The following is a 21786-nucleotide window of genomic DNA, read 5'->3' as shown; positions in this document are numbered from 1 at the left end:
CCTCCTGCTCGGGAGGGGTGCCGGTCTCGGTGCCCTCCGCAACCTCTGCTCCGCCACAGCCAATGATGGAAACGAAAGCCGCGAACGCCAGTACACGACGAACCATGATGGAAACCCCGTTGCAGTTGTAGCCCTCGAATCCAACGGCGGGCCCGCACCTTGGGTCAAGCGTCGCCCTCCTGACGCGTTGCGCCCAATGTCCACCCGACGTCAGAGCTTGTGGCGCCGGAACGGGTTGTTGAAGGGTTGCGAGTTCTCCTTGTCACTGGAGCCCGGGCCTGACGCGAGCTTGCCCCCGGCCGCAAGGTGTCCGTGGACCGACGAGAGGATGCGCCCCCGCGTTCTGTCGCCCCAGGTCCACGGTCACCTCGCCGCTCAGGTCCACGGCGTCTTCAGGAAGGCGACGTCCTCGTGGCCCAGCGTGGGCACGACGAGCGCTCGGTCGAGGTACTGGTTGAAGCGCTCGCAGGAGCACTCGGGGAGGAAGAGGCACCCGTGGCACGCGGCGCCCTCCAGGTCGCGGTCGTCACGGCCCGTGGGTTCGTGATGCGCGCAGACGGGGTCGTTGGAGCACAGGCGCGCGTCCTCCAGCGCCCGGGCGAGGTGCTGCCCCAGTCGCCTCCCCTCCTCCACCAGGCCGCCCAGCGTGCCTTCCGCGCCCGTGGTGCCCGTCATCAACAGGATGCCCGCCATGGGGACGGCGTCGCTGTGCGGCGCGCAGTACAGCCGCTCGCGGATGGAGCTCGCGGGATAGCCACACTCCAGCGCCACCTGGGTCATCAACAGGTGCGCCAGTGAATGGAGCAGGTAGAGCCGCACGCCCGGGAAAGGGAGCTTCGAGCCGGAGCCCTGCTTCCAGCACTCATAGCCCGCCCGGAGCACCTCCTCGCGCCGCAGCACGGGCTCGGACAGCTCCCAGGCGTGCACCTGCGGCTCGTCGAGCACCAGCAGCATTCCCTCGCCCTGCATCTCCGTGACGGGGACCCAGTCCCGGTGGAGCGACATCGGCGCGAGCGCCACGTCCAGGTCGTAGCGCCCCTGGAGGTCCTTCGTCAGGGGCTCCAGCCGGGTGAAGCCGACCTGGGCCTGGACCTCCCGCAGCCGTCGCGCCAGCACCACGCGTTCGACCAGCGGGGGCAGTCCCTGGGGCCGAGCGATGCGCCGGGCCCAGAAGACCTCGGTGCGGTCCCTGGGCATCTCGCCAGGCTTCTCCTGGGGCTGTGCGAGGAACTGGAGCCACTCCGCGGTGCGGATCTCCGGGACGGCCTCGGGCGAGTGCTCGCGCTCCGCGGTGATGGCCGCCAGCACCTCCGCGTTGGAGGCGGAGCCGAGCGCCGCCTGGACCTGGGGGATGGTCCGGAAGGCCGGCAGCGTCTCCGCGGTGGCGGACTGGAGGATGTTCCACGCGGACTGCACCTTGCGCCGGAGTGACTCCGGTTCAGGGATGGTGATGGCGCTGGTGGTCTGCGCGAAGTAGCCGTTGCTGGCGGTGCGGACCAGCAGCCGCTGCTTCTCGTCGCAGCGCTCTTTCGCCTCCAATCCCAGCCAGGGCCGCTCCCCGTCGCAGCGGTCCTGCTGCTCCTTGTGGGTCATGTCGATGAGTCGTCTGCGCTTGCCGCACGTCGAGCACGCGACCTCGATGTCACTGAAGTCACCGCTCACGCCCTCCTCGAGCTTGAGCTGGGGGGCGTCGCAAGGCTTGCGCTCGTGTGTCCACCAGGTCCAGTCGATGTCCGACAGGTGCCCACGAGGACAGGCCGAGACGAAGCGCACCGGCACGCAGCGCTCGGGCTTCGCGTCCCCACCCGCGCAGCGGTGGCGGTACTCCTGGTTCACGCGCTCCAGGCTGTTGGCCCGAACCAGCGTGCGGCAGTGGGGGTTCTGGCAGACGAACCAGCGCGGGAACTCATACACCTGGATGCCGCAGGACTCCGTCGGCTCCCGCTCGTCTCCAGCGGGAGGCTTGCGGAAGGGAGCCTCCTTGCTGAGCGGCCACTTGTTGCGGTGGTAGAGCGGCTCGACGATTTCCAAGAGCCGTGGCTCGTTGACCACCTCGCCCTGCCCCTTGAGGCGCCAGAAGTCCAGGCCGCCCACGAGGACCGCGTCATTCAGCAGGTCCAGCATGCTGCCGGGGCCGAAGGTGGAGACCACCTGGCTCTGGCGCACGCGCCCATCCGGCGGCCGCGTCGAGCGGGCCCGGGTCCACTTCCTACGGCTCGTCATGCGCCACCTCCTCCGTCGCGGCCTTCGGGGCGCGGTAGCCACCCAGGGGCTGACGTGAAATCCACAGGTGCACCGAGGACTCCACGTCACGCATGGACGTGGGTGCCTCGAACTTGAGTTCGTCCTGGGTGAGGTCGTCGGTCCGGTCCAGGAAGCCGTGCAGCAGGGGCTTGAGCCCCTTCCCCTCCGGGTCGTAGCGAGAGTACGCGCGCTGGGCGGCGTCCTTCTTCGCCTGTTCGATGATGTTGCGCCACGAGTCGAGCAGGCCTCGCGCGCGCTGCATCACGATGTCGCTGGCGCGCTCCGCCTCCTCCGTGGGCAGTTCTCGGCCCGCGCGTTTCGCCAGTGCTTCGAGCGCCTGCTCCAGCCGGTCCCGGTGCGCCTGCAGGGACTTCCACTCCAGGGGCGCGGTCATGGCGGTGTCCAGCAGCCGGCCCAGCGCCACCACCACGCCCGCCAGCCCCCGGTCGAGCGCCGGTGCCGAGAAGGGAGTCACCGAGGTGGCCTCGACGAAGCGATAGAACGACTCGTGGTACGTCCCGAAGCGCTCGTAGTGGCTGCGGTCTCTGGGCTTGGCGGCGTTGAGGCACGTCACCACGAGGCCGGGCTTGTTCATCTTGCGGCCCACGCGGCTGGACGCCTGGATGTACTCGCTGGTCGTCTTGGGTTGTCCCGCCACGACCATGAGCCCCAACCGGTCGATGTCCACGCCGACGGAGATCATGTTGCTGGCGAGCACGACGTCGATGCTCTGGGGCTGACCGTGCGTGAGCTCCAGGCGGTTCTTCGAGGCCTTGATGTCGGCCGTCTTCTCCCGGCTGGTCAGCTCGATGGGCTCGCCGCGGATGGTCCTGCCCCGGTACCAGGGATGCTCGGCGTCCTTGCTGAAGTCCTCGGGACGACGGCGGACGCGGTCCATCACCAGTCGGCGCACCTCGTCCTCGACCAGCCGGCGCATGCCGCCCAGCTCACGCAGGCTGTTGAAGTAGCCGACGAGCGTCAGGTACGGGTCCGCGCTCACGGCGCCGTGGAGCTGTTCTCCGCGCGCGGCGGCGGCGAGCAGGCTGACATAGACGCGCAGCAGGAGGGCCTTCATGGGCCGCCCGGGTGCAGCCACGCCCAAGTACTGGCGCGCGCCCTTCTTGCCCACGGAGGCGAAGAACGTCTCGGAGGCATCCACGCCGGGCGGAGGGAAGAGCGCGACGTCCCGTCCATAGAGGCGACTGACCTGTTGCCGGGAGCGGCGGACGGTGGCGGTGGAGGCCACCAGCTTCGCCCGGGGCGCGAGCGTCAGGACGGCGCCTTCGTAGAGGCCCACCATGGAGCCCAGCGGGCCGGAGATGAGGTGCAGTTCGTCCTGCACGATGAGCTCCGGGGGAAGCAGTCCCTTCGGGAGCATCACGAGCGCCGCCTTCACATCCGCGGCATCGTTGCATGGACCGACGAAGCGCTTGCCGGTACGACCGAGGACACGACCGAAGAGCGAGCCCGTCTCTCCACGCCACGGCAGCATGGCGAACTTGTCCACGGTGGCGACGAGGAAGCACGGCAGCTCCCGGTAGATCTGCTCGTCGACGAAGAGGACGGGGAGCCCTTCCGGGTTGCGGCCGAGGTTGAAGGCGCACGCGATGTTGGCGCAGCCGACGAGCACTTCCTCCGGTCTGGATTTGGAGGGGCGGAGGATGAAGCATTCCCGTTCGAACGGAGTGGCGCACCAGGGACATGTGGCGAGCGGGAACGGAGACTGCGCGCGGGCGCTGTTGTCGTTCTTGTATTCGGTGATTTGTGTGGAGGCCTGTTCCAGCGTGTTGGCGGTCGCGGAGCGGCCGACCCACAGTCCGATGGAGAAGCGCACGGCGCCCAGGCGTTGGGGCTCTTGCTGGCGGAGCCCTTCGAGCGCGCAGATGAGTGTCGCGGCGCGACCGAGCTGGTCGAGGGTGAGCAACCGCAGCGTGTAGCGAAGCAGCACGGCCACGCCCAGGCCGCCGTGGAGGTGGGCCTGCCCTCGGAGGCGGCGCAGGAGCAAGGTGAAGGCGATGAGTCCCAGGTAGGCCTGCGTCTTTCCGCCGCCGGTGGGGAAGAAGATGAGCTCCACGAGCTCACGGTCCGCATGGCCTTCGTCCTCGACGGAGGGGAGATTCAGCAGGATGAACGCGAGCTGGAAGAGACGCCATTTGGGAGCCTCGTCCTGCCGGACCTTGCGTTCCGACTGGGCCATGACGCTGTTCATCCAGCGGAAGGCGTCGAAGGCGAGAGGTTCCCGGGCCAGGAGCTGGATGCCGTCCTCGATGCGGTCAGCCGCACGGCGAGCCCTGCGTATGAGTTCATCCCGTGTCTCCTCGCGGCGTTCGCTGCCGACGGCGAGATTGGCCTGGGTGGCCACCCATTCACGGTAGGTTCGGACCAGGGGGAGCAGGGCCGCCACGGCCTCCGAGGGCGTCGTGAACGCGGCGAGTTCCTCCATGCTCACCGTGACCTCGTCAAGCTGCCGCGCTTCGACAGGCAGCACCTCGACGCGTGGCAGCCAGTCCGTTTCCACGCGGGTGACGGGGACGGAGGTCGATGGGATGCGCACGGAGATGCCATGGCCCACGGCCCACCGCTGGCGGTCACGGAACTGGAGGTCGTTGACGAGGTCGTCTTCGTCCTCGCTCCTGGCGTCGCTGGAGTCCTGTCGGCTGACGAAGCCCTGCGCACATTCTAGGGCGAGGTGGGTTTGGAAGACGTAGGCCTCGTCCCGGTCGGCGGAGGTGCTGGTGGGAGGGCGTGCGTTGACGAGGAAGATGGCGACCGCGAGCTCGCCTTCGCGCGTCATCTCCACATGGCCCTCCAGGCGCAGGCCACCGCTGTCCTGGACGTACAGTCCTTCCCGCAGAGTCGCGTCGTTCAGGTGCAGGGTGACGGTGCGTTGATGGAAGGTGCGGCGCCACTGCTTGCGCCCCTCTGCATCGATGCGCTGGTAGTCCGCCCAGCAGACATGGGCGGTGAGCTGGGACGTGCCCGCGGGGACGAAGACGGACAGGCCCATGGACGCGGGCAGGCGGCGCACCTTCTTGGCGGTCGGGTCGGGTCGGGAAGATTCCTCGTCGTCCTCGTCATTGCCCGCGGCCAGGTCGTCTTCCTCGTCATCGGGGTCATCCTCGATGACACCCTGGTCGAGCGGGACGAGGAAGCCCGTCAGGTACCAGCGGGACGGTGGTGTGCGGAGCACTTCCGAGGCGTCCGAGACGGGAGCCCCTGGAGGCTTGTGGAACGGACCGACGAGGTCCGCTTCGAGCGCATCGATGAGGTGGGAGCGGACCGCTCCCGTGTCAGAAGCATGCATGGGAGACCTCAAGCGGTCTGGGCGCGGGACTTCGAGGGACGGCGGACGGTGGGATGCGCTTCCTCGTAGGCGCGGCGTTCGTTCAGCTCGAAGAGGCGGTCGAGAACTTCGTCCTCGAAGGCTTCGAGCTGTTTGGGAGTAGCTCCGCAGTACGGAGGAACCTGGATGTCCTTCCAGCCATAGGCATCCAGGACGGCCTGGTCCACGGCCACATGCAGGTCCCGCAGACGCTGAGTCGCGGCGTCGGTGACCGACTTGTCCTTGAGCCGGTTGTAAGTCGTCGTCAGGCCGATGCTGTGGGCCTGCATGTACTGGCTGCGCTCGAAGTGGAGCCGTTCGCCTATCGCATCGAGCGCGGAGGCTCTTGCGGAGACCGGGAAGGGGAAGGTTTCGAAGCAATCGCTCGGCGCATAACGAAGGTCGTTGCGCATGGAGGATGACAGCAGACGTGCCCAGACCTCGTGCACCCGTGACTGCAGGGTCGTCAACCAGTGGGCCTGCTCGACAGGAACGACAATGACTTGCTCGCTGAACACGACAGACGGCGACTGCCACGAGAACATTAGGTGCTTCGAGACTCGAGAGGTCGCAAGACAACGACTCAATGGACGGAGCGCTTCATAGAGCTCAGGACGCGGCCGGATAAACTGCCACCAGAACTGCTTCGCGCCTCTGTCCTTGGCCTTGTCTCGCTCAGGTTTCACCAACTCCCGTACGGTACGGATGAGGTCGGGCCAGCGTTCCGCTTCCTGTAGTTCCATCTGCCCGAAGTTGATGACGTGCCTTTCGAGTTCAGGACTCGGGTCGGAATTGAGCTCCTCGCCACCCACGTAGCGAAAGATGCGCGCCGCGTTCTTTGATGATTTCGAGACAAGAGTCGAGCGCTGCTCAGGGCTCAGTACAAACCCCATTCCAAGGACGATGCTTCCCTGGAAGCTCTTCCCCATGTTGGCAGTGAGCGCCACGGGCTCTAATCGCTCGGGTTTGCCACGAAGCCGAGAGTTGATGCACTTCACGGGCAGGCGATCCAAGCGAGGCTCTAGAATCAGGCCGGAGACGTGCCCCTTTGCCAGATGCACTACAGACACCGAGACATTGGCGCCAGCCACCGGCCACTTCATGGAGCGCACGGCGTCGTAGAGGTGACCACCGTGGTCCACCAGGTACTTCAACCCCGTGGCCCTCGTGTCCCCCTGCGCGATGGTGTTGGTGGCGATGAGTCCGAAGCTGCCGTGCTCACCCAGAAGATGAAACGCACGGCGGAAGAAGTGCGCGGAGAGATCCGCGTTGCCGTGCGCCCCCTCATGAACCGCCTGGAGCCAAGGGAGGTAGTTCTCACCACCCGTCTCGATGATGGCGTTCTTTCCCGCGAACGGCGGGTTCCCCACGAACCCATCGATCCACGCAGCCTTGTTCGGCTGCTCATTGTCGAGCGGATCTGGCCGGCTCCCATGGAAGACCTCCGGGAACTCCAGCGGCCAGTGGAACGTCCACGACGGCGCGGAGAAGGCCGCGATGTCCGCCGGAATGGGAGGCGGAACCCCATTCTTCGCCTTGGACAGCCACGCCCCAATCAGGTCCAACCGGCGGACGCGCTCCCTCTCCCGCTCCTTGTCCAACCCCTGGGCGAAGAAGGCCCCGACGCACGCATTCGCGATGTGCTTGATGTCCCCCAACGCCTCGTCCGCATCCCGGAGAAGCCCCTCCTTCACTCGACCGGGCTCCAGGTCCAGTTGCAGCGGCTTGCGGTCCGGCCCTTCCAGGTCGAGCGCGAGCTGGAGGATCTTCTCCCGCTTCTCCAGCGAGCAGTTCAGCGCCTTCGAGATGAACGCCCAGGACAACTCCGACTGCTTCTTGCGGGCTGGGGCCCAGTGGAACGCTCGAAGCTGCTCCAGGTCGAGCCCGACCAGCGAATCCCCGCACTTGAGCGCATGGTCCAGGAAGGTGAAGGGCTCCGTCTTCGCCAGCGTCACGAGCCACAGCGACAGCTTCGCGAGCTTCACGGCCCATGGGTTCTTGTCCACACCGTACAGGCATCGCTGGGCCACCAGCCGGCGTGCCCGCATCACCTCGTCCTCGTGCTTGTCACGCTTCAGCACGCCCTCACGTGTCCAGGCGGCGACAACCTGGTCCGCGAGGAAGCGGCAGGACTCCACCAGGAACGCACCCGACCCCATGGCCGGGTCGCAGATCTTCAGGTTGAGGAGTCTCTCGGAAGACGGCTGCGGCCCCATGGTCTTGAGCAAGGGCTCCAGCGCCCGGCGGACGATGGGGGACGACAGACTCCGAGGCGTGTAGTGGCTGCTGGTCCGTCGCCGCTCGTCGCCGGGTTGCAGCACCAGCTGGGATGCGCGCCGTGCCTCGGTCCCCTTCGCGCGGTACGGCTCCAGCGCGGTGAGGACCAATTGCTGCGTAGAGGCCTGCTCCAGCGCTTTCGACAGGGCCTTTACCGCCTTCGCGTCGAGGCCCGTCTGCTCTTCCAGCCAAGCCGCACGCCGCTTCGAGGGCTGTGCCAGCACCTCGTCCACGGAGACCCATACCTTCGAGGGCTTGAGGCAGATTCCAGCCCCGGTCAGGCGCTTCACGTGGAAGCCCATCAGGCCCTCGTACACGGAGCCGATCTGCTCCACGTCGAGCGACTTGAAGCTCAGTCGCTGCCCATTGAGGAAGACGAGCCGCTCCAGGACCTGCAGGACCGTCTCGTCATCGATGGGAGGCACCCGCGCATCCGTGCCCTCCTCGGAGGAGCCCACTCCCCCCAGGAAAGGGAATGCGTCAGGGTCGAAGAGTTCCCCACGCCGTGCCGGCATTCGCAGCTTGTCGTGCGAGGCCCCCAGGTAGATGCACCGGAAGAGCGCCAACAACCGAGGCCACGCACCGAAGCGCCGATTCATCGAATCGGGGTATTGGCAGCAGTCCTCGACGAGCTGCGCGTGAAGAGCCTTCACCGACAGGTCATCGCGATAGGGCTCCTGGTCCACGGGGAGCAGGCCCCGGTCCTCCGCGTAGAGGATGAAGACGAGCCGCAAGAGCGTGGAGAGGAGCCCGCCGTAGACATGCTCCTCACCTCGTGAGAGCGCCTCGTCCAGGGCCCGAGAGCCATCCCGTTCCGCGGCCGTCTCGAAACCCGTAAGCAGGATGCCGAGCGCTTCCAGGACCTGGTCGGCCAGCTCGTCGGTGACATCCGCCTGCCGGCGGCGTGACTGCTCCAGGAGCGCGGGGAGCTGATGCTCAGGCAGCACGCCGAAGAAGCGGCGCGCATGCAGGAGCATCACCATCGCGTCGAACAGCGGACGACCGCTGGCGGTGACGAGGTCCTTGAACCGGAAGGTGATGTGCCCGGAGGTCTCTCCGTGGGGCGCATAGACGAGGCGCACGGAGTCCCCGTTGAACAGCAGACCGATGGGGACACGGGCCGCCCGCAGCAGTCGGTCGAACTTGGCGGTGGGCTCGTAGAACCACGCGCCCGTGGTGTCTTCCTTCTTGTCCAGGTCCAGCCCGGCCGGCAGCTCCCAGGTCAGGAGCGCGAAGCCCTCCGCGGCGCGGCTGATGGGCGTGGAGTCATCCGGCAACCCTTCCGGCTTCGAGGGAGGAGGCCCTCGTCGCAACAGCCCCCGCGAGGGCTTGAGGGTCTGTTGCCCCTCCTCGATATCGAGCTGGAGGTCCTCCGGAAACCTCGTGGTGAAATCCTCCTCGGTGTAGCCCAGCACCTCGCGGAGGAAGCGCGGGACATCCGTCACGCGAGGTGACTCCCGGCCCGCCAACAGGACGAAGCGCGACTGAGCGGACACGGGCAGGCGCTGCATGCACTGCGCGTCCTCGAGGACCGGGATGGAGACCACCAGTCCTTCGATGGGCTGCGCCATCCCCATCCACGTCTGGTGATAGCGACGCTCGACATCCCCGCCAAGGCTCTGACCGTTCATCAGCGAGCCCCCGGCCACAGGTAGACCATGCCCACGGGAACCAGGCGGGCGACCCGCACGGCGTAGGTGGCCTTCAAGGATTCAGGTTGTTCGACGAGTTCCCTGCCGAGTGCCGCCAATCGCTGTTCGAGGTGCACCTTGTCCCTCCTCCATTGGTCCTTCTCGGCCTGGGCGTCGAGCGAGAGCTCGAGCTGCGCGCTCAGTGCCTCCTGGATGGCCTCCTTCTGCTCGCGGAGAATCTGAGTCAGCGCCTTGGCTTCGGATGCGCCGCGCGCCGCCAGCTTCTTGCGAGCCCCCTGCTCTCGCGCCGAGGCCTGTTCCTCGATGGCGGGCCAGAGCTTCGAGAAGTCGGACTCGGCACTGGCCAGCAGGCGTTTCTGGACGGCCTTCGGTATCGAGGAGAGCGCGGGCGCTTCCGCCAGCGTGGTCTCCAGTTGGTCGATGACCTTGCGGTCCGCCTCATCGGCGAAGGGCTTCAGGTGCCCTCGGCCGCCGCCGTCCAGCCACCTGGCTGAGACAGAGACCACCTCGTCATGGAGCCGCGCGGCGCCCTCGCCGAAAAGAGACAACCGGCCGAAGACGATGACGCGAGCCACGGCGTCGCGTTGGGTCTGGACCACGGTGACACGGCTGAGGTCGTTCGCGGAGAACCCCTGGGCCAGGAACCGCTGGAGCACCCGCTGGACGAGCGGATGGGACAGGTGCAGGTGGACGAGCTTGCTGGAGACGCCCGGAGGTGCCTCGAAGACGACGGGAGACAGGGGGCGCTTGCGCCACTCCCAGGGTGCCTCGTCGTGCGCCCGGCGCGGACGAATGGAATCCAGGGTCGTGCTCCAAGAAGCGGGAAGCGCGGGGACCCTCCAGGCCTCCAGCGTCCGGCCCTCTTCCGTGAGGGTCTCCCGCTCCAACCGGCCCGCACCGGCCAGCTCGAACCCCACGTCCAGCGCATCGCGCAGCAGGACGGAATTGAAGTCCATCACCTTGCCGCTGCGCTCGCGGAGCTCTCCAATCGCATCCAATTCCTTGCGCAGGGACTGGAGCGTGCGCTGGGACTCCAGTTCCCGCTTCGTCACCTCCGTGCGAGTCGAGGTCGCGGCGCGGGAGACGCGCTCCAGCGTGCCCTTCGAGATGCCCGAGGCGAGGGCATCGTGCATCTGGTCCATCAGCACACAGCCCAGGCTGCCCAGCTCGCGAGTAATGGTCTCCACCTTGCGAGCGAGGGTGTCGAGCACCGCATCCTCGGCACGCTGGGCGTAGACGAAGTAGCCGCAGCGCACGATGGGAGCGGGTTGCAAGGCACGGTCGATGCGGCCGTTGCGCTGCTCCATGCGTGAGGGATTCCACGGGACGTCGATGTGGAAGAGGTCCGCGCAGTGGCCTTGCAGGTTGATGCCTTCGCGCGCGGCGTCGGTCGCGAGGAGGACCCGCACGGGGAACTCCTCCATCGAGCCGTTGAAGGCGGCCTGCACCTCCGCGCGCTTCACGTCATCGATGCCACCAGTCAGCGTGAGGATGCGCTCATCCCCCCGGTGGGTCCCCTCGAAGGCGGCGGTGAGCTGCTCCTTGAGATAACGGAGCGTGTCGCCATACTCGGTAAAGAGGATGACCCGACGGGGCTTCCACGGAGCGCCCTTGGTGAGCGGACATTGGTGCTCGCGAATCCAGTGGAGCAGGGCCCGCAGCTTCGCGTCCCGGGCCGAGCGGTGCCGGGCGCTCAGCTGGAGCATGTCCTCCAGGAGCTTGCGAGCCTGGGCGTTGGTCGACAGAGGCTGACTGTGCTCGCGGATGGTCTCCGCGAACGACAGCTCGAGTGCATCGTCCGTCTCGCCGTGCTCCTCGGACTCGGGAGCCGTGTCGCCAGTGAGCGCTCCGCCGTCGGGAACCCGCGTCCCCGAGCCGAAGGCCGCCGCGTGGACGGAGAGGGTACGGTGGAATGCCTCGATGCTGGAGAGGAGGCGCTTCTGGAGGTTGATGAAGACCAGGCGCCCCTGCTTCGTGCCGGGCGCCATGAGTTCCGTGTAGCGCGCCAGCTTCTGGGACAGCTCCAGTTCCGGGGCGGAGGCTTCGCCCAGGTCGACACGCTCCTCGACGGTCTTTCCGTCCGGGGCGAGCCACTCGGCGTGCCAGCGCCCCGAGTCATGCGTCAGGCGCACGCCCACCACGTGTCGCTCGGGGTAGCGCTGTGAGCTGCCCAGGGCGCGAAGGTCACCCTTGAGCCGGCGCACCATGACGGGAGCCAGCTGTGATTCGCGGACGCGGGTGCCACGGGTGAAGCGCTGTGGGTCCAACATCTCCAGCAGCGCGGAGAAGCTGTTGGAGTGGCCGTTGTGGGGCGTGGCGGAGAGGAAGAGCCGGTGCTCGAAGCGCTCCGCCAGGGAGCGGATGCTACGAGTGGTCTCCGTGTCGATGGCGTACCGGCTGGCCGAGGCGGGCGCGACGACGTGTGCCTCGTCGAGCACCAGCAAGGACTTGTGGTGTCCCTTCTCCTCCAGGAGGGTCTTCAGCGGCTCGAAGCACTCGCTGCGCCGCAGGGTCTGGTACGACACGATGAAGCGAGAGTGCGTGGCCCAGACGGGGACCTGGAAGCCGCGCTCCTGACGGCGGCGGGAGACGAACTCGCTGTTGAAGATTTCGAAGCGCAGGCCGAAGCGTTTCTCCATTTCATCGCGCCACTGGAGCGTCACCGACGCCGGGCAGACGATGAGGACACGGTCCACGCGCTGGCGGAGGATGAGTTCCTGCAACACCAGCCCCGCCTCGATGGTCTTCCCGAGCCCCACGTCATCGGCGATGAAGAGATTCACCCGAGGCAGCTCGAGCGCCTTCTTGAGAGGCGTGAGCTGATGATTCATCAAGTGGATGCCCGCCCGGAACGGCGCTTGGAAGAGCCGGGCATCGGTGGCGGTGACGGAGCTCCACTTGAGCGCATGCAGATACGCGGCGAAGTGACGCGGCTCGTCGAAGCGCGCGGGAGGTCCCAGTCCACCCTGGTGCGGTCGGATGACCCGAGCAGCGAGTTCACGTTCCCACAAGACAGACAGGGGACGTCCCTGTGCGTCATCATCGAGACACGTGAGCCGGACGAGGGTGTGTTGCTCCCGGACATCCGAAGGAGCGATGACCTCGTCGACCAAATACTGACGGTGGCGGACCTGCGCGATATCACCCGCGCACGGCATGGGAGCGATTGGCACGGGAGATACATGCCGCTACAGGCATGTGGTGAGCCATCACCCTCCGGTGGTAGAGCCATCACTCCCCGGTGGTATGTAACGGCGTCATCCAGCCACATACACTGAGAGCGCCGATACGTTTATCCACGCAGCACAGAGCCCTTCGTAGTCCGCAGCGAAGGTGGAAGAGAAGAAGGAACGGACGCCGTGAGTGGTTTAGGCCGGGCTGCGGCACTGGCGGGGCAATGACCCGCCTCCACACCACGCTCCCGTGCGAGGCCCGCTGCGCGGCGGCGACAACTCTCCTAACACAGGGGGGAATGTCCAAGGTTCTCTGACAGGCCGAGGGCCTGCGCGCAGCGCAGGGGCCAGGACGCGCGCCGCACCTCGAGGTGTACGACGCGCATGGGGATTACTCCTTTGGTGGGAGCGCGCGGTACTGGCTGCGAGACGCCAGAGAGCTCCGGCTCATCATCGACCAACTGCGCGGCGTGCTCTCGCGACAGGGGGGCTGGCGGTTGCGGATGCTGCGCGGAGACTATGCGGAGAGCCCCCGGTACTGACCGAGAAGGCACTTCACATCCGGCGTCCAGGTGTGGTTGGCTCACCCAATTCCGCCGGTTCGGCCACCGGTTCGGGGTGGCGCAAGAAATACTGCACACCCGAACAGTCCTCTCCTCCGAAAACGCTTCGCTCAACACACTGGACTTGCGCGCTCACAAATGGGCACGTATGTGATTGTGACACGGTCCCGTGCAGGCCAGGGATTAGGGCGTCGGCGCGATCAGCCGCGCCCGGCCACGGTGCGCACAGTTTCGTGGAGAGGGAGTGCCTTTCCCTCGCATCAGTGCCTCTTCCCGCCGCTGGAGGTCCCCATGACGTGCAACCGCAGTCCCGCTCCGCTAGTGCCCTTCCTGTTTGAGGGCACTGCTCCTGTTCGAGTCGTCCTCGAAGACGATGGTGAGCCCTGGTTTGTCGCTACGGACGTGTGCGCGATACTCGGAATCATCAAACACCGAGCTGCCATTGCTCGACTGGAGGATGATGAAGAGCGTCTAGTGGTAGTGGACACGCCTAGAGGCCCCCAGGAAATCACGGCCATCAGCGAGTCGGGCGTCTACGCTCTCGTACCAAGCGGACGAAAGCCAGGGGCAGCGCGGTTCCGCAGCTGGCTTCGGAAGGAAGTGCTTCCTTCCATTCGCAAGACGGGCTCCAACTCCGTGGCAGGTGCTACGAAGGTCCCAGACCTTCCAGCACTCCTGACCATGTCACGGTCAACTCTCTTCCGCCTCTGCGCAGATCTGACCGACAAGGTTGAGGAGCAGGGCAAGCACATTGCCGCACAGGCCCCAGCCGTGAAGTTCTACGAGGAGTTCGCCGACTCTGAGGGTGATTTCTGTCTTCTGGATGCCGCAACATACCTGCGCATCCGCCCCAGGGATTTCTACGGCGCACTCGAAGAGGAAAGCTTCTGCTTCCGGCGCCCGTCTAAGGCGGGCCGGCAAAAGAAGCGGCTTATCGCCCACTCCAAGTACGTTGACCGTGGCCTCTTCCGAAATCACGCCACGCTTGTGACTCTGCATCAGCAGCGCGGCATCACTAAAAGGAAGTTCGGTCAGACGCTCGTCACCGGGAAGGGCATCGAATGGCTCTCTATCCGGCTCGCCCACCTAATTACACCAAAGCCGTCCTCACCGATTCGACCAACCCAACTTTCTCTCCTCGAGTTTACAGCGCCTAACGAAAGTCAGGGATGGGCTGGTCGCAGGGAAGGACCATCTCCAGGTTGAGGGGCATGGCCCGCGAACTCGTCCCTGACGCCTTCTGGCAGCGAGTGGCTCCCTTGCTGCCTCCGCCTCGTCCCAAGAAGAAGCTGGGGCGTCCTCGAGCGGACGACAGAGCGGCGCTGGAAGCCATCGTCTTTGTGCTCCGCAGTGGAATCCCCTGGGAGATGCTGCCCCGCAAGCAGTTCGGCCTGTCGGGCATGACGGCCTGGCGCCGGCTTGAGGAATGGACCCGAGCTGGGGTGTGGGAACGCCTCCAGGAGCGGTTGCTCTACGAGTTGGGCCTGCGCGGCAAGGTCGACTTCTCCCGGGCCTCCATCGACTCCGCGTCCGTCCGGGCGTCAAAAAGGGGGCCCTCACAGGCCCAAACCCGACGGATAGAGCGAAGGCGGGTAGCAAGCATCATCTTCTCGTAGAAGCCCACGGCCTGCCGCTCACCGAATCGGTGACTGCAGCCAATGTGCATGACACCCACGAACTCTTCCCGCTCCTCGACTCCGTGCCCGCAGTGAGGATGCCGGCAGGCCAGCGCCGGCTCCGTCCGGGGAAGCTACATGGTGACAAGGCCTACGCATCGAGGAGGAACCGGCGTGGGCTGCGCCTGCGCGGCATTGCTCCTCGCATTGCGCGTCCGGGCGTTGAATCCAAGGAGCGACCGGGACGCTACCGCTGGGTGGTGGAGCGCACCCTGGCCTGGAAGAACCAGCTCCGCCGACTTCGAGTCCGCGACGAACTCAGGGACGACGTCCACTTCGGCTTCCTCGTCCTCGGCTGCATCATGCTGCTACGCCGCCTCTGCTCTGACATTTGTTAGGGGCTGCAAGCGCTCGTAGTGGCAGCGGTCCCGGGGCTTGGCCGCGTTGAGGCACGTCACCACGAGGCCGGGATTGTTCAGCTTGCGGCCCACGCGGCTGGACGCCTGGATGTACTCGCTGGTCGTCTTGGGCTGTCCCGCCACGACCATGAGCCCCAACCGGTCGATGTCCACGCCGACGGAGAGCATGTTGCTGGCGAGCACGACGTCGATGCTCTGGGGCTGGCCGTGTGTGAGCTCCAGGCGGCTCTTCGAGGCCTTGATGTCGGAGGTCTTCTCCCGGCTGGTGAGCTCAATGGGCTCGCCTCGGATAGTCCTGCCCCGGTACCAGGGATGCTCGGCGAGCGTTGATGCAGTCGAGGCAATCGGCCTGATTACGACCAACCTGGTTTCTCAACAATCCGGTGCGGTACAGGGCCAACAACCCGTTGAGCAGGGGCACCAGGCATCCACTCACAGTCAGGCGAGGACAGCCGTCTCCATCGAGGGGTTCATGCCCGCGAGAAGCGGCGGTGTCTCCCGGAGGTCCGGCTGGGTAGACTCCAAGGCATGAACCCCACCAGCGTCACGTCCGTGTCCATTGGGTCCAAATGGGTCGAGGCCGGAGCAAGTGATGGTCCCGTCTGGACGGTGGTCGACTTCGACAGGGATGCCGGCGAGAGGTACGCCAGCAGTTACGTCCAGACCTTCTATTTGGAGGGCCCTGGAGGCGCGTCGCGGATAGTCGCCTCGGGTGAGTTCGTCCTCACCTATCAGCGGGCACCATCTCCCGCCACCAAGCCATAGTTCTCGCCACCTGTTGCTCGCCGCGGGCGCGGTGCCGAACTGGCGGGGCGTGCTGCGCGTGCGCCAGGACATGGGCGCCTGGGGGGCTTGAGGTGGTGCGGAAGGGGAGGTCCAACCCGGCCCCGTGCCCCGAGGCCACGCTCGGGCTGGTCTGGCGTGACGAGCTGATCAAGGACCTGGAGCAGCTCGGCCTGCGGCCGCGCCGGCAGCACGACGCACGGCGGACCTTCATCAACTGCGCACTGGAGGACAGCGCAAGGAAAGAGCAGTTGCGCTGGGTCACCCACGGCCCCGATGGAGACATCGTGGACGCCTACACGTCACCCTCATGGCAGGTGCTGCGCAGCAGGTCTCCCTGCTGCGCTACCGGTGAGCGTCAAGGTAGCTGCCACATACACTCGCACCGGCTTCGGCGAATGGCGGCAGCTCCTTCACGGCCGTAGCGCGGCGACACTGGGCCTCAGAGTTCGGCGAACCCGGTCGGGGCGAGTTCGGCCAACCAACAAGCCCCTCCAGATGAGCCTGCTGCACATATTCGCCTGACCAATACAAAGACAGTGATCACCACCTATCTGGAAACGCCCCAATGTCCGTAAGCAACTTCAACAGGCTTATCATGTCCGGTATAGGCTCGGCCTTGGTTGGGGCAAACACAACGGCGTTCCTATCTACTCGAAATGGGCAAGCTCCAGAAGGAAGCCATTGGCCTGCATTCGTGTGAGCACATCACGCAGCTTTGGTGAGATGAGCAGCCGGGGCTCGGGCCGCAGTTCGCCTCGCCTGTCGCCGAACATCTTGTCCGTGAGGCAGATGTCGCTGCCATCATGACTGGCGTGCTCAACGTACAGTTCGGAGAGCTGGTTGAGCCCGGCGAGGTGACCCTTCGGGCATCGGTGCTCGTTACGCGCGTCGAGGTCGAACGGGTTGTTGCCTGCGACCGTCCTGCTCGTCAGCTTCAGCGGCCTTGAGGTGACGACAAGTTGGGAGAGTTCGGAGGGCTGCGGCCCTTTGCGTCCTTGATGGAGGACGGGGCGAAACTCCGCTCCAAGAAGGCCATGCTCCTGGAAGGCAGCCACGAACCTCGGCGACACGACGACTTCTCCCGCGATGGTCTGGGCGATATCCTTGTTCTTAGGGACGCGGCGGGTGTTGAGGATGAGCGGGGTCTTCATCGGTGCCCCCGCGCCGCAGTGCTGGCAAGCGACTGCGTCATCATACTCGGTGCCACACATGGAGCCTGGCGGCTCGAAATACGCCCGGATGACCAGGTTCAGTAGTTCTGCGGACTGAAGCTCATCCTCCGTGTATCGGCGATGAATGCTCCACCCCAGAAAGAAAGACGTTCCCTTCTGGTTGAAACTACGCTCAATCCGACCAATCGCCTGGACCCGTTGGTCTGCAATAGGGAGCACCACCTTGCGCGTACTCTCATCCAGTCGGACGCCGAGCCCGGGCTCCAGGAGCCTCGCCGCATGACGCTCTGGGATTCGGAACTCGATGGTCTCACGCATGGCTACGGTTCGATGCCGATGAGCTGGGGAATCGGGTACTGCGAATAGACCTCTATCATGATGTCTTGCAGCCTCTGCTGCTCAGGCCTCCTGCCCTGGCCATATTCCCATTTCCTGCGGAACGCCTGGGTGATTGCCTTGTGGTATGCGGTGGGTAACCGATACGTCTGGCCGTTTGCCGGGCCTCCCAGATACATCGGAATCAAGTGGTGGTTTTCATACCCCAGGCTGTTGGGGTACGTCGCCTGCGCTTCCTTGAGCCGCTGCTGGTAGAGCTGCCGCGCCCGGAGAACTACCGCGAGGTTTGCGTTCCGCTGAGCCCGAGTCTGGACCTGCGCGGATGATGGCCTCGGATTCATCAGCAGCGGAGGACGGCGCATGGGCTCGGCACCAAGCCTCTCCTGCACCAGTCCCATGGCGACCGCGCCTTCAGGAGAATTCGTCGCCACGGCCCAGATGAGCGACTCCCCCGCCTAGACAGAAGAAGGCTCCGGGACATGTCCACACTGCGCAGTGGGTGGCCAGGTTCCCGGTGCAGCACCATGAGCGCGGCCAGCTCATTCGGATTCCGCTGGAGGCCGCAGGAAAAACAAAACCCCGTGGCACCTTGCTGGCGCCACGGGGTTCGTTCTTCTCAGTGGAGGCGGCGGGAATCGAACCCGCGTCCGAAAGCCTTCCGCTCTTCGACCCTACGTGCGTAGTCCGTGATTTGCTACGTCCCCAAGACTCCCACGGACGGGATTCCTGGAGCCGGTCCTGGATAGGTCTCGCCACCTCGGGTCCAGGCACCCTCGGCAGCCAGCCCGCATTATGACGGTCGATCCCAACCCCACGGGCCGAGAGCTGGGGGACCGCGCACTAAGAGCTGTTTTTAGGCAGCCAGCGCGAGCTCAACGTTGTCGTTGGCTTTTGTGTCTTTGCCGGGTTGGATTTACGAGCTACCTGACAAGCTCGGCACGCGTCTCGAACTTCCTTGCCCCCGTCGAAACCAGGTCGCCCCCGGTAGTTGACTGCTTGCTCCACTGGCGGTCACCACGTCGACCGCGTCTTCTCCACATTAACCGCTGAAGCGCCCTCGTCAATCCTCCTGAGCGTCCACCAGCCCACGTTCCCGCACGCGGACGGACACTCACCCTCGAAGTCGCTTCCCCTCCCGCCGCACCCGCGTAGGGTCGCCCCCTCGCTCGGCCTGCGCCCTACCCGCGCCGCCCGAGCCCTCGAGGACACCGCATGAGACGACTCCTACCCCTCCTCCTCCTGCTCCTGGGCACCGCGCTCCCCGCGCTCGCGCAGCCCCAGGCCGCCTCCCAGGCGTTCCCCTACACCCTCAAGACGGAGAAGCTCGCCAACGGCCTCACCGTCGTGCGCGTGCCCTACCCGTCCCAGGGAATCGTCTCGTACGTCACCGTCGTCCGCGTCGGCTCGCGCAACGAGGTGGAGGCCGGCAAGACGGGCTTCGCCCACTTCTTCGAGCACATGATGTTCAAGGGGACGAAGCGTCACCCCGAAGGCGAGCGCGAGCGCATCCTCGGCACCTTCGGCTTCGACGACAACGCCTTCACCACCGACGACATCACCCTCTACTACTCGTACGGCCCCAGCGCCGGCCTGCCCTTCCTCATCGACATCGAGGCGGACCGCTTCCGAAACCTCGAGTACTCCGAGCCGTCCTTCCGCACCGAGGCCCTCGCCGTGCTCGGCGAGTACCACAAGAACGCCGCCGCCCCGTACCTCAAGATGGAGGAGGCCCTCAACGCCGCCGCCTTCACCAAGCACACGTACCGCCACACCACGCTCGGCTTCTACGACGACATCAAGGCCATGCCGGAGGCCTACCAGTACAGCCGCGACTTCTTCGAGCGCTGGTACACCCCCGACAACACGATGCTCTTCATCGTCGGTGACTTCGACGATGACCAGGTCATGAAGCTCGTGCGCGAGCACTACGGCCCGTGGGACCGCAAGACGGCCTCCATCCAGGTCCCCAAGGAGCCGCCCCAGACGCAGCCGCGCACCGCCCACGTCGACTGGCCCCAGCCCACCCAGCCGCGCCTGGTCCTCGCGTGGCACACGCCCGCGGCCTCCGCCAACACCTCCGACTCCGCGCTCCAGACGGTGCTCGTCGCCTACCTCGTCGGCCCCACCAGCCCCGCCTACAAGCAGCTCGTCCTCGACAAGCAGCTCGTCGAGGCCATCGGCAGCGACTACGTGGAGCACCGAGACCCGCACCTGTTCTCGCTCACCGCCACGCTCAAGAACGAGAAGGACTACGACCGCGTGCGCCTCGCCCTGCTCCAGGAGGTCAGCCGGCTCGCCGCGGGCAAGGTCGACGCCGCGCGCGTCAAGGCCATCCAGGACAACGCCCGCTACGGCGCGCTCATGGCGCTCCAGACGCCGCGCGACGTGGGCATCCAGCTGGGCTGGTACGCCGGCATCCTCGGCACGCCCGATGGCCTCCAGCGCCAGCTCGCCAACCTGGCCAAGGTGACGCCCGCGCAGCTCTCCGAGTTCGCCAAGCGCCACCTCAAGGCCACCAACCTCACCCTGCTCAGCCTCACCCCCAAGGTCTCCGACGCCGGAGGGACGAAGTGATGAAGACTCCTCGCCTGTTGTCCCTCGTCGCCCTCGCGTCCCTCGTCGGCTGCGCGTCCACGCCCAAGCCCTCACCCGTGCCGGAGGCGCCTCAGCCCACCACCGAGGCCCCCGCGCCCGAGGCCCCCGCCCAGGCGGCGAGCACGCCTCCCACCGAGGTCCCCGCGGTTCCGCTCCAGCAGCCCAAGCCCCTGGAGCTGGTCGTCCTCGCGCGCCCTGGCACGCCCATCGTCACGTTCCGGCTGGTGTTCCACTCGGGCTCCATCGACGACCCGAAGGGCAAGGAGGGCCTCACCGCGCTCACCGCCACGCTGATGGCCGAGGGCGGCACGCAGAAGCTCACCTCCGCGCAGCTGCTCGAGTCGCTCTTCCCCATGGCCGCCGAGCTGGACGTCGCCACGGACAAGGAGTTCACCACCTTCTCCGGCCGCGTCCACAAGGACTTCCTGCCGCGCTATCTGGAGCTCTTCACCGACGTGCTGCTCGCGCCGCGCCTGGACCCGGCGGAGCTGGAGCGCCTGCGCGCCAACGCCATCAGCGACGTGGAGAACGGCCTGCGCAGCGCCAATGACGAGGGGCTCGGCAAGGTCGCCCTCGACGCGCTCCTCTACGAGGGCCACCCCTACGCCCACTACACCGGCGGCACCGTCCAGGGACTCAAGGCGATCACCCTCGACGACGTGAAGGCCCACGCCCAGCGCGTCTTCACCCAGGACCGGCTCGTCGTCGGCCTGGCCGGCGCGGTGGACGATGCGCTCAAGGACTCGCTCCTGTCGCGTCTTGGGGGCCTGCCCGCCTCGGGTGCGCCGCGCGTGACGCTGCCCACCGTGCCCTCCACCGCCGGGCGCGCGGTCATCATCCAGAAGCAGACGCTCTCCACCGCGGTCAGCATGGGCTACGTCAATCCCGTGCGCCGCGGCGACGCGGACTTCTTCCCGCTCGCCTTCGCGCTGTCGCACCTGGGGGAGCACCGTCAGTCCATCGGCCTGCTCTTCACCGAGCTGCGTGAGAAGCGCGGCCTCAACTACGGCGACTACGCCTACGCCGAGCACTTCATCGAGGACCCGGGCACGACCTACAACCGCACCAACATCGCGCGCACGCAGCAGGACCTCACCGTGTGGCTGCGCCCGGTGGAGCCCGCCAACGGCATGTTCGCCACGCGCGGCGCCGTCTTCTACCTGGAGCAGCTGGTCAACGAGCCCATCCCCCAGGAGCGCTTCGACCTGATGCGCGGCTTCCTCCAGGGCTACTCGCGCCTGTGGGAGCAGACGGACCCGCGCAGGCTCGGCTACGCCATCGACTCGCTGTTCTACGGGACGCCGAACTACCTGGAGCAGTACCGCCAGGCCCTCACGAAGATGACGCCCCAGTCCGTGCAGGAGGTGCTGCGCCGCCGGCTGCACCCCAGCGCGCTGTCCTTCGCGTTCGTCACCCAGGATGCGCAGGGGCTCGCCGACGCGCTGCGCACAAGCCCGCCGTCCCCCATCACCTACGCGTCCGACAAGTCGCCCGAGCTTCTGGAAGTGGACAAGTCCATCGTCCCCTTCAAGCTCCCCGTCCGAGCGGACGCCGTCACCATCGTTCCCGCGCAGTCATTCATGGAGAAGTAGCGCGAGGCTGTATTTCGGCCCGAGGGGTGGGTCATTTGT

At 66.4% G+C, this 21786-nt stretch carries 11 protein-coding genes and 1 other RNA gene; 4 read left to right on the top strand and 8 right to left on the bottom strand.

What is annotated here, in order from left to right; all coding sequences use genetic code 11:
* Positions 1–375 precede the first annotated feature (375 nt).
* From drmB to drmD, 4 genes are read right to left on the bottom strand one after another with little or no spacing between them, the layout of a single operon-like run.
* The gene (gene drmB / locus K8640_RS22045) at positions 376–2223 is read right to left on the bottom strand and encodes a DUF1998 domain-containing protein (RefSeq protein WP_223748815.1); all 1848 of its coding nucleotides are present in this window, start codon (positions 2221–2223) and stop codon (positions 376–378) included.
* Positions 2210–5548 (bottom strand): DISARM system helicase DrmA, encoded by a 3339-nt coding sequence (drmA, locus tag K8640_RS22040; RefSeq protein ID WP_223748814.1) that lies wholly within the window; start codon positions 5546–5548, stop codon positions 2210–2212. The genes drmB and drmA overlap by 14 nt, the downstream gene beginning before the upstream one ends.
* A gap of 8 nt (positions 5549–5556) precedes the next feature.
* The gene (locus K8640_RS22035; RefSeq protein WP_223748813.1) at positions 5557–9474 is read right to left on the bottom strand and encodes a DNA methyltransferase; all 3918 of its coding nucleotides are present in this window, start codon (positions 9472–9474) and stop codon (positions 5557–5559) included.
* Positions 9474–12653 (bottom strand): DISARM system SNF2-like helicase DrmD, encoded by a 3180-nt coding sequence (gene drmD, locus K8640_RS22030; protein ID WP_223748976.1) that lies wholly within the window; start codon positions 12651–12653, stop codon positions 9474–9476. The genes K8640_RS22035 and drmD overlap by 1 nt, the downstream gene beginning before the upstream one ends.
* 716 nt (positions 12654–13369) lie before the next feature.
* On the opposite strand from drmD, the gene K8640_RS43180 reads away from it, so the two are divergent.
* Both K8640_RS43180 and K8640_RS22020 read left to right on the top strand, forming a co-directional pair.
* Positions 13370–14437, top strand: a complete 1068-nt coding sequence (locus K8640_RS43180; RefSeq protein ID WP_370640377.1) for a BRO family protein — start codon at positions 13370–13372, stop codon at positions 14435–14437.
* 5 nt (positions 14438–14442) lie between these two features.
* Positions 14443–15245 (top strand): IS5 family transposase gene (locus K8640_RS22020; RefSeq protein ID WP_223748811.1). Its coding sequence is split into 2 segments (ribosomal slippage): positions 14443–14788 and positions 14788–15245, totalling 804 coding nucleotides; the frame shifts between segments, so codons are not numbered across the junction.
* On the opposite strand, the gene K8640_RS22015 is transcribed toward K8640_RS22020, so the two are convergent.
* From K8640_RS22015 to ssrA, 4 genes are all read right to left on the bottom strand, one after another.
* Positions 15216–15629 carry a helicase-related protein gene (locus K8640_RS22015; protein ID WP_223748810.1) on the bottom strand — a complete coding sequence of 138 codons (414 nt, stop codon included), beginning with the start codon at positions 15627–15629 and terminating at the stop codon, positions 15216–15218. The genes K8640_RS22020 and K8640_RS22015 overlap by 30 nt on opposite strands.
* 1070 nt (positions 15630–16699) lie before the next feature.
* Positions 16700–17542 (bottom strand): hypothetical protein, encoded by an 843-nt coding sequence (locus tag K8640_RS22010; protein WP_223748809.1) that lies wholly within the window; start codon positions 17540–17542, stop codon positions 16700–16702.
* 2 nt (positions 17543–17544) lie between these two features.
* Positions 17545–17991 carry a hypothetical protein gene (locus tag K8640_RS22005; RefSeq protein WP_223748808.1) on the bottom strand — a complete coding sequence of 149 codons (447 nt, stop codon included), beginning with the start codon at positions 17989–17991 and terminating at the stop codon, positions 17545–17547.
* Positions 17992–18177: 186 nt separating this feature from the next.
* Positions 18178–18543, bottom strand: a transfer-messenger RNA (tmRNA) gene (ssrA, locus tag K8640_RS22000).
* Between the two features lie 229 nt (positions 18544–18772).
* Here ssrA and K8640_RS21995 point away from each other — a divergent pair.
* Together K8640_RS21995 and K8640_RS21990 are read left to right on the top strand one after the other, a co-directional pair.
* Positions 18773–20134: a pitrilysin family protein gene (locus tag K8640_RS21995; protein ID WP_223748807.1), complete on the top strand. Its 1362-nt coding sequence runs from the start codon at positions 18773–18775 to the stop codon at positions 20132–20134.
* On the top strand, positions 20134–21747 hold the full coding sequence (locus K8640_RS21990; protein ID WP_223748806.1) for a pitrilysin family protein: 1614 nt from the start codon (positions 20134–20136) through the stop codon (positions 21745–21747). The genes K8640_RS21995 and K8640_RS21990 overlap by 1 nt, the downstream gene beginning before the upstream one ends.
* The last annotated feature ends 39 nt before the right edge of the window (positions 21748–21786 follow it).

It is taken from the genome of Myxococcus sp. XM-1-1-1 (assembly GCF_020037095.1).
Classification (GTDB): domain Bacteria; phylum Myxococcota; class Myxococcia; order Myxococcales; family Myxococcaceae; genus Myxococcus; species Myxococcus fulvus.
Note: the sequence above shows the minus strand (reverse complement) of the source record. Positions and strands in the feature narration are given on the sequence as shown.

Bases quoted from the DNA above. Each gene is read 5' to 3' on its own strand.
- K8640_RS21990 (WP_223748806.1), top strand. From the start codon at position 20,134: ATGAAGACTCCTCGCCTGTTGTCCCTCGTCGCCCTCGCGTCCCTCGTC.
- K8640_RS21995 (WP_223748807.1), top strand. From the start codon at position 18,773: ATGAGACGACTCCTACCCCTCCTCCTCCTGCTCCTGGGCACCGCGCTC.
- K8640_RS22010 (WP_223748809.1), bottom strand. From the start codon at position 17,542: ATGCGTGAGACCATCGAGTTCCGAATCCCAGAGCGTCATGCGGCGAGG.
- K8640_RS22035 (WP_223748813.1), bottom strand. From the start codon at position 9,474: ATGAACGGTCAGAGCCTTGGCGGGGATGTCGAGCGTCGCTATCACCAG.
- drmA (WP_223748814.1), bottom strand. From the start codon at position 5,548: ATGCATGCTTCTGACACGGGAGCGGTCCGCTCCCACCTCATCGATGCG.
- K8640_RS43180 (WP_370640377.1), top strand. From the start codon at position 13,370: ATGGGCACGTATGTGATTGTGACACGGTCCCGTGCAGGCCAGGGATTA.
- drmD (WP_223748976.1), bottom strand. From the start codon at position 12,653: ATGCCGTGCGCGGGTGATATCGCGCAGGTCCGCCACCGTCAGTATTTG.
- drmB (WP_223748815.1), bottom strand. From the start codon at position 2,223: ATGACGAGCCGTAGGAAGTGGACCCGGGCCCGCTCGACGCGGCCGCCG.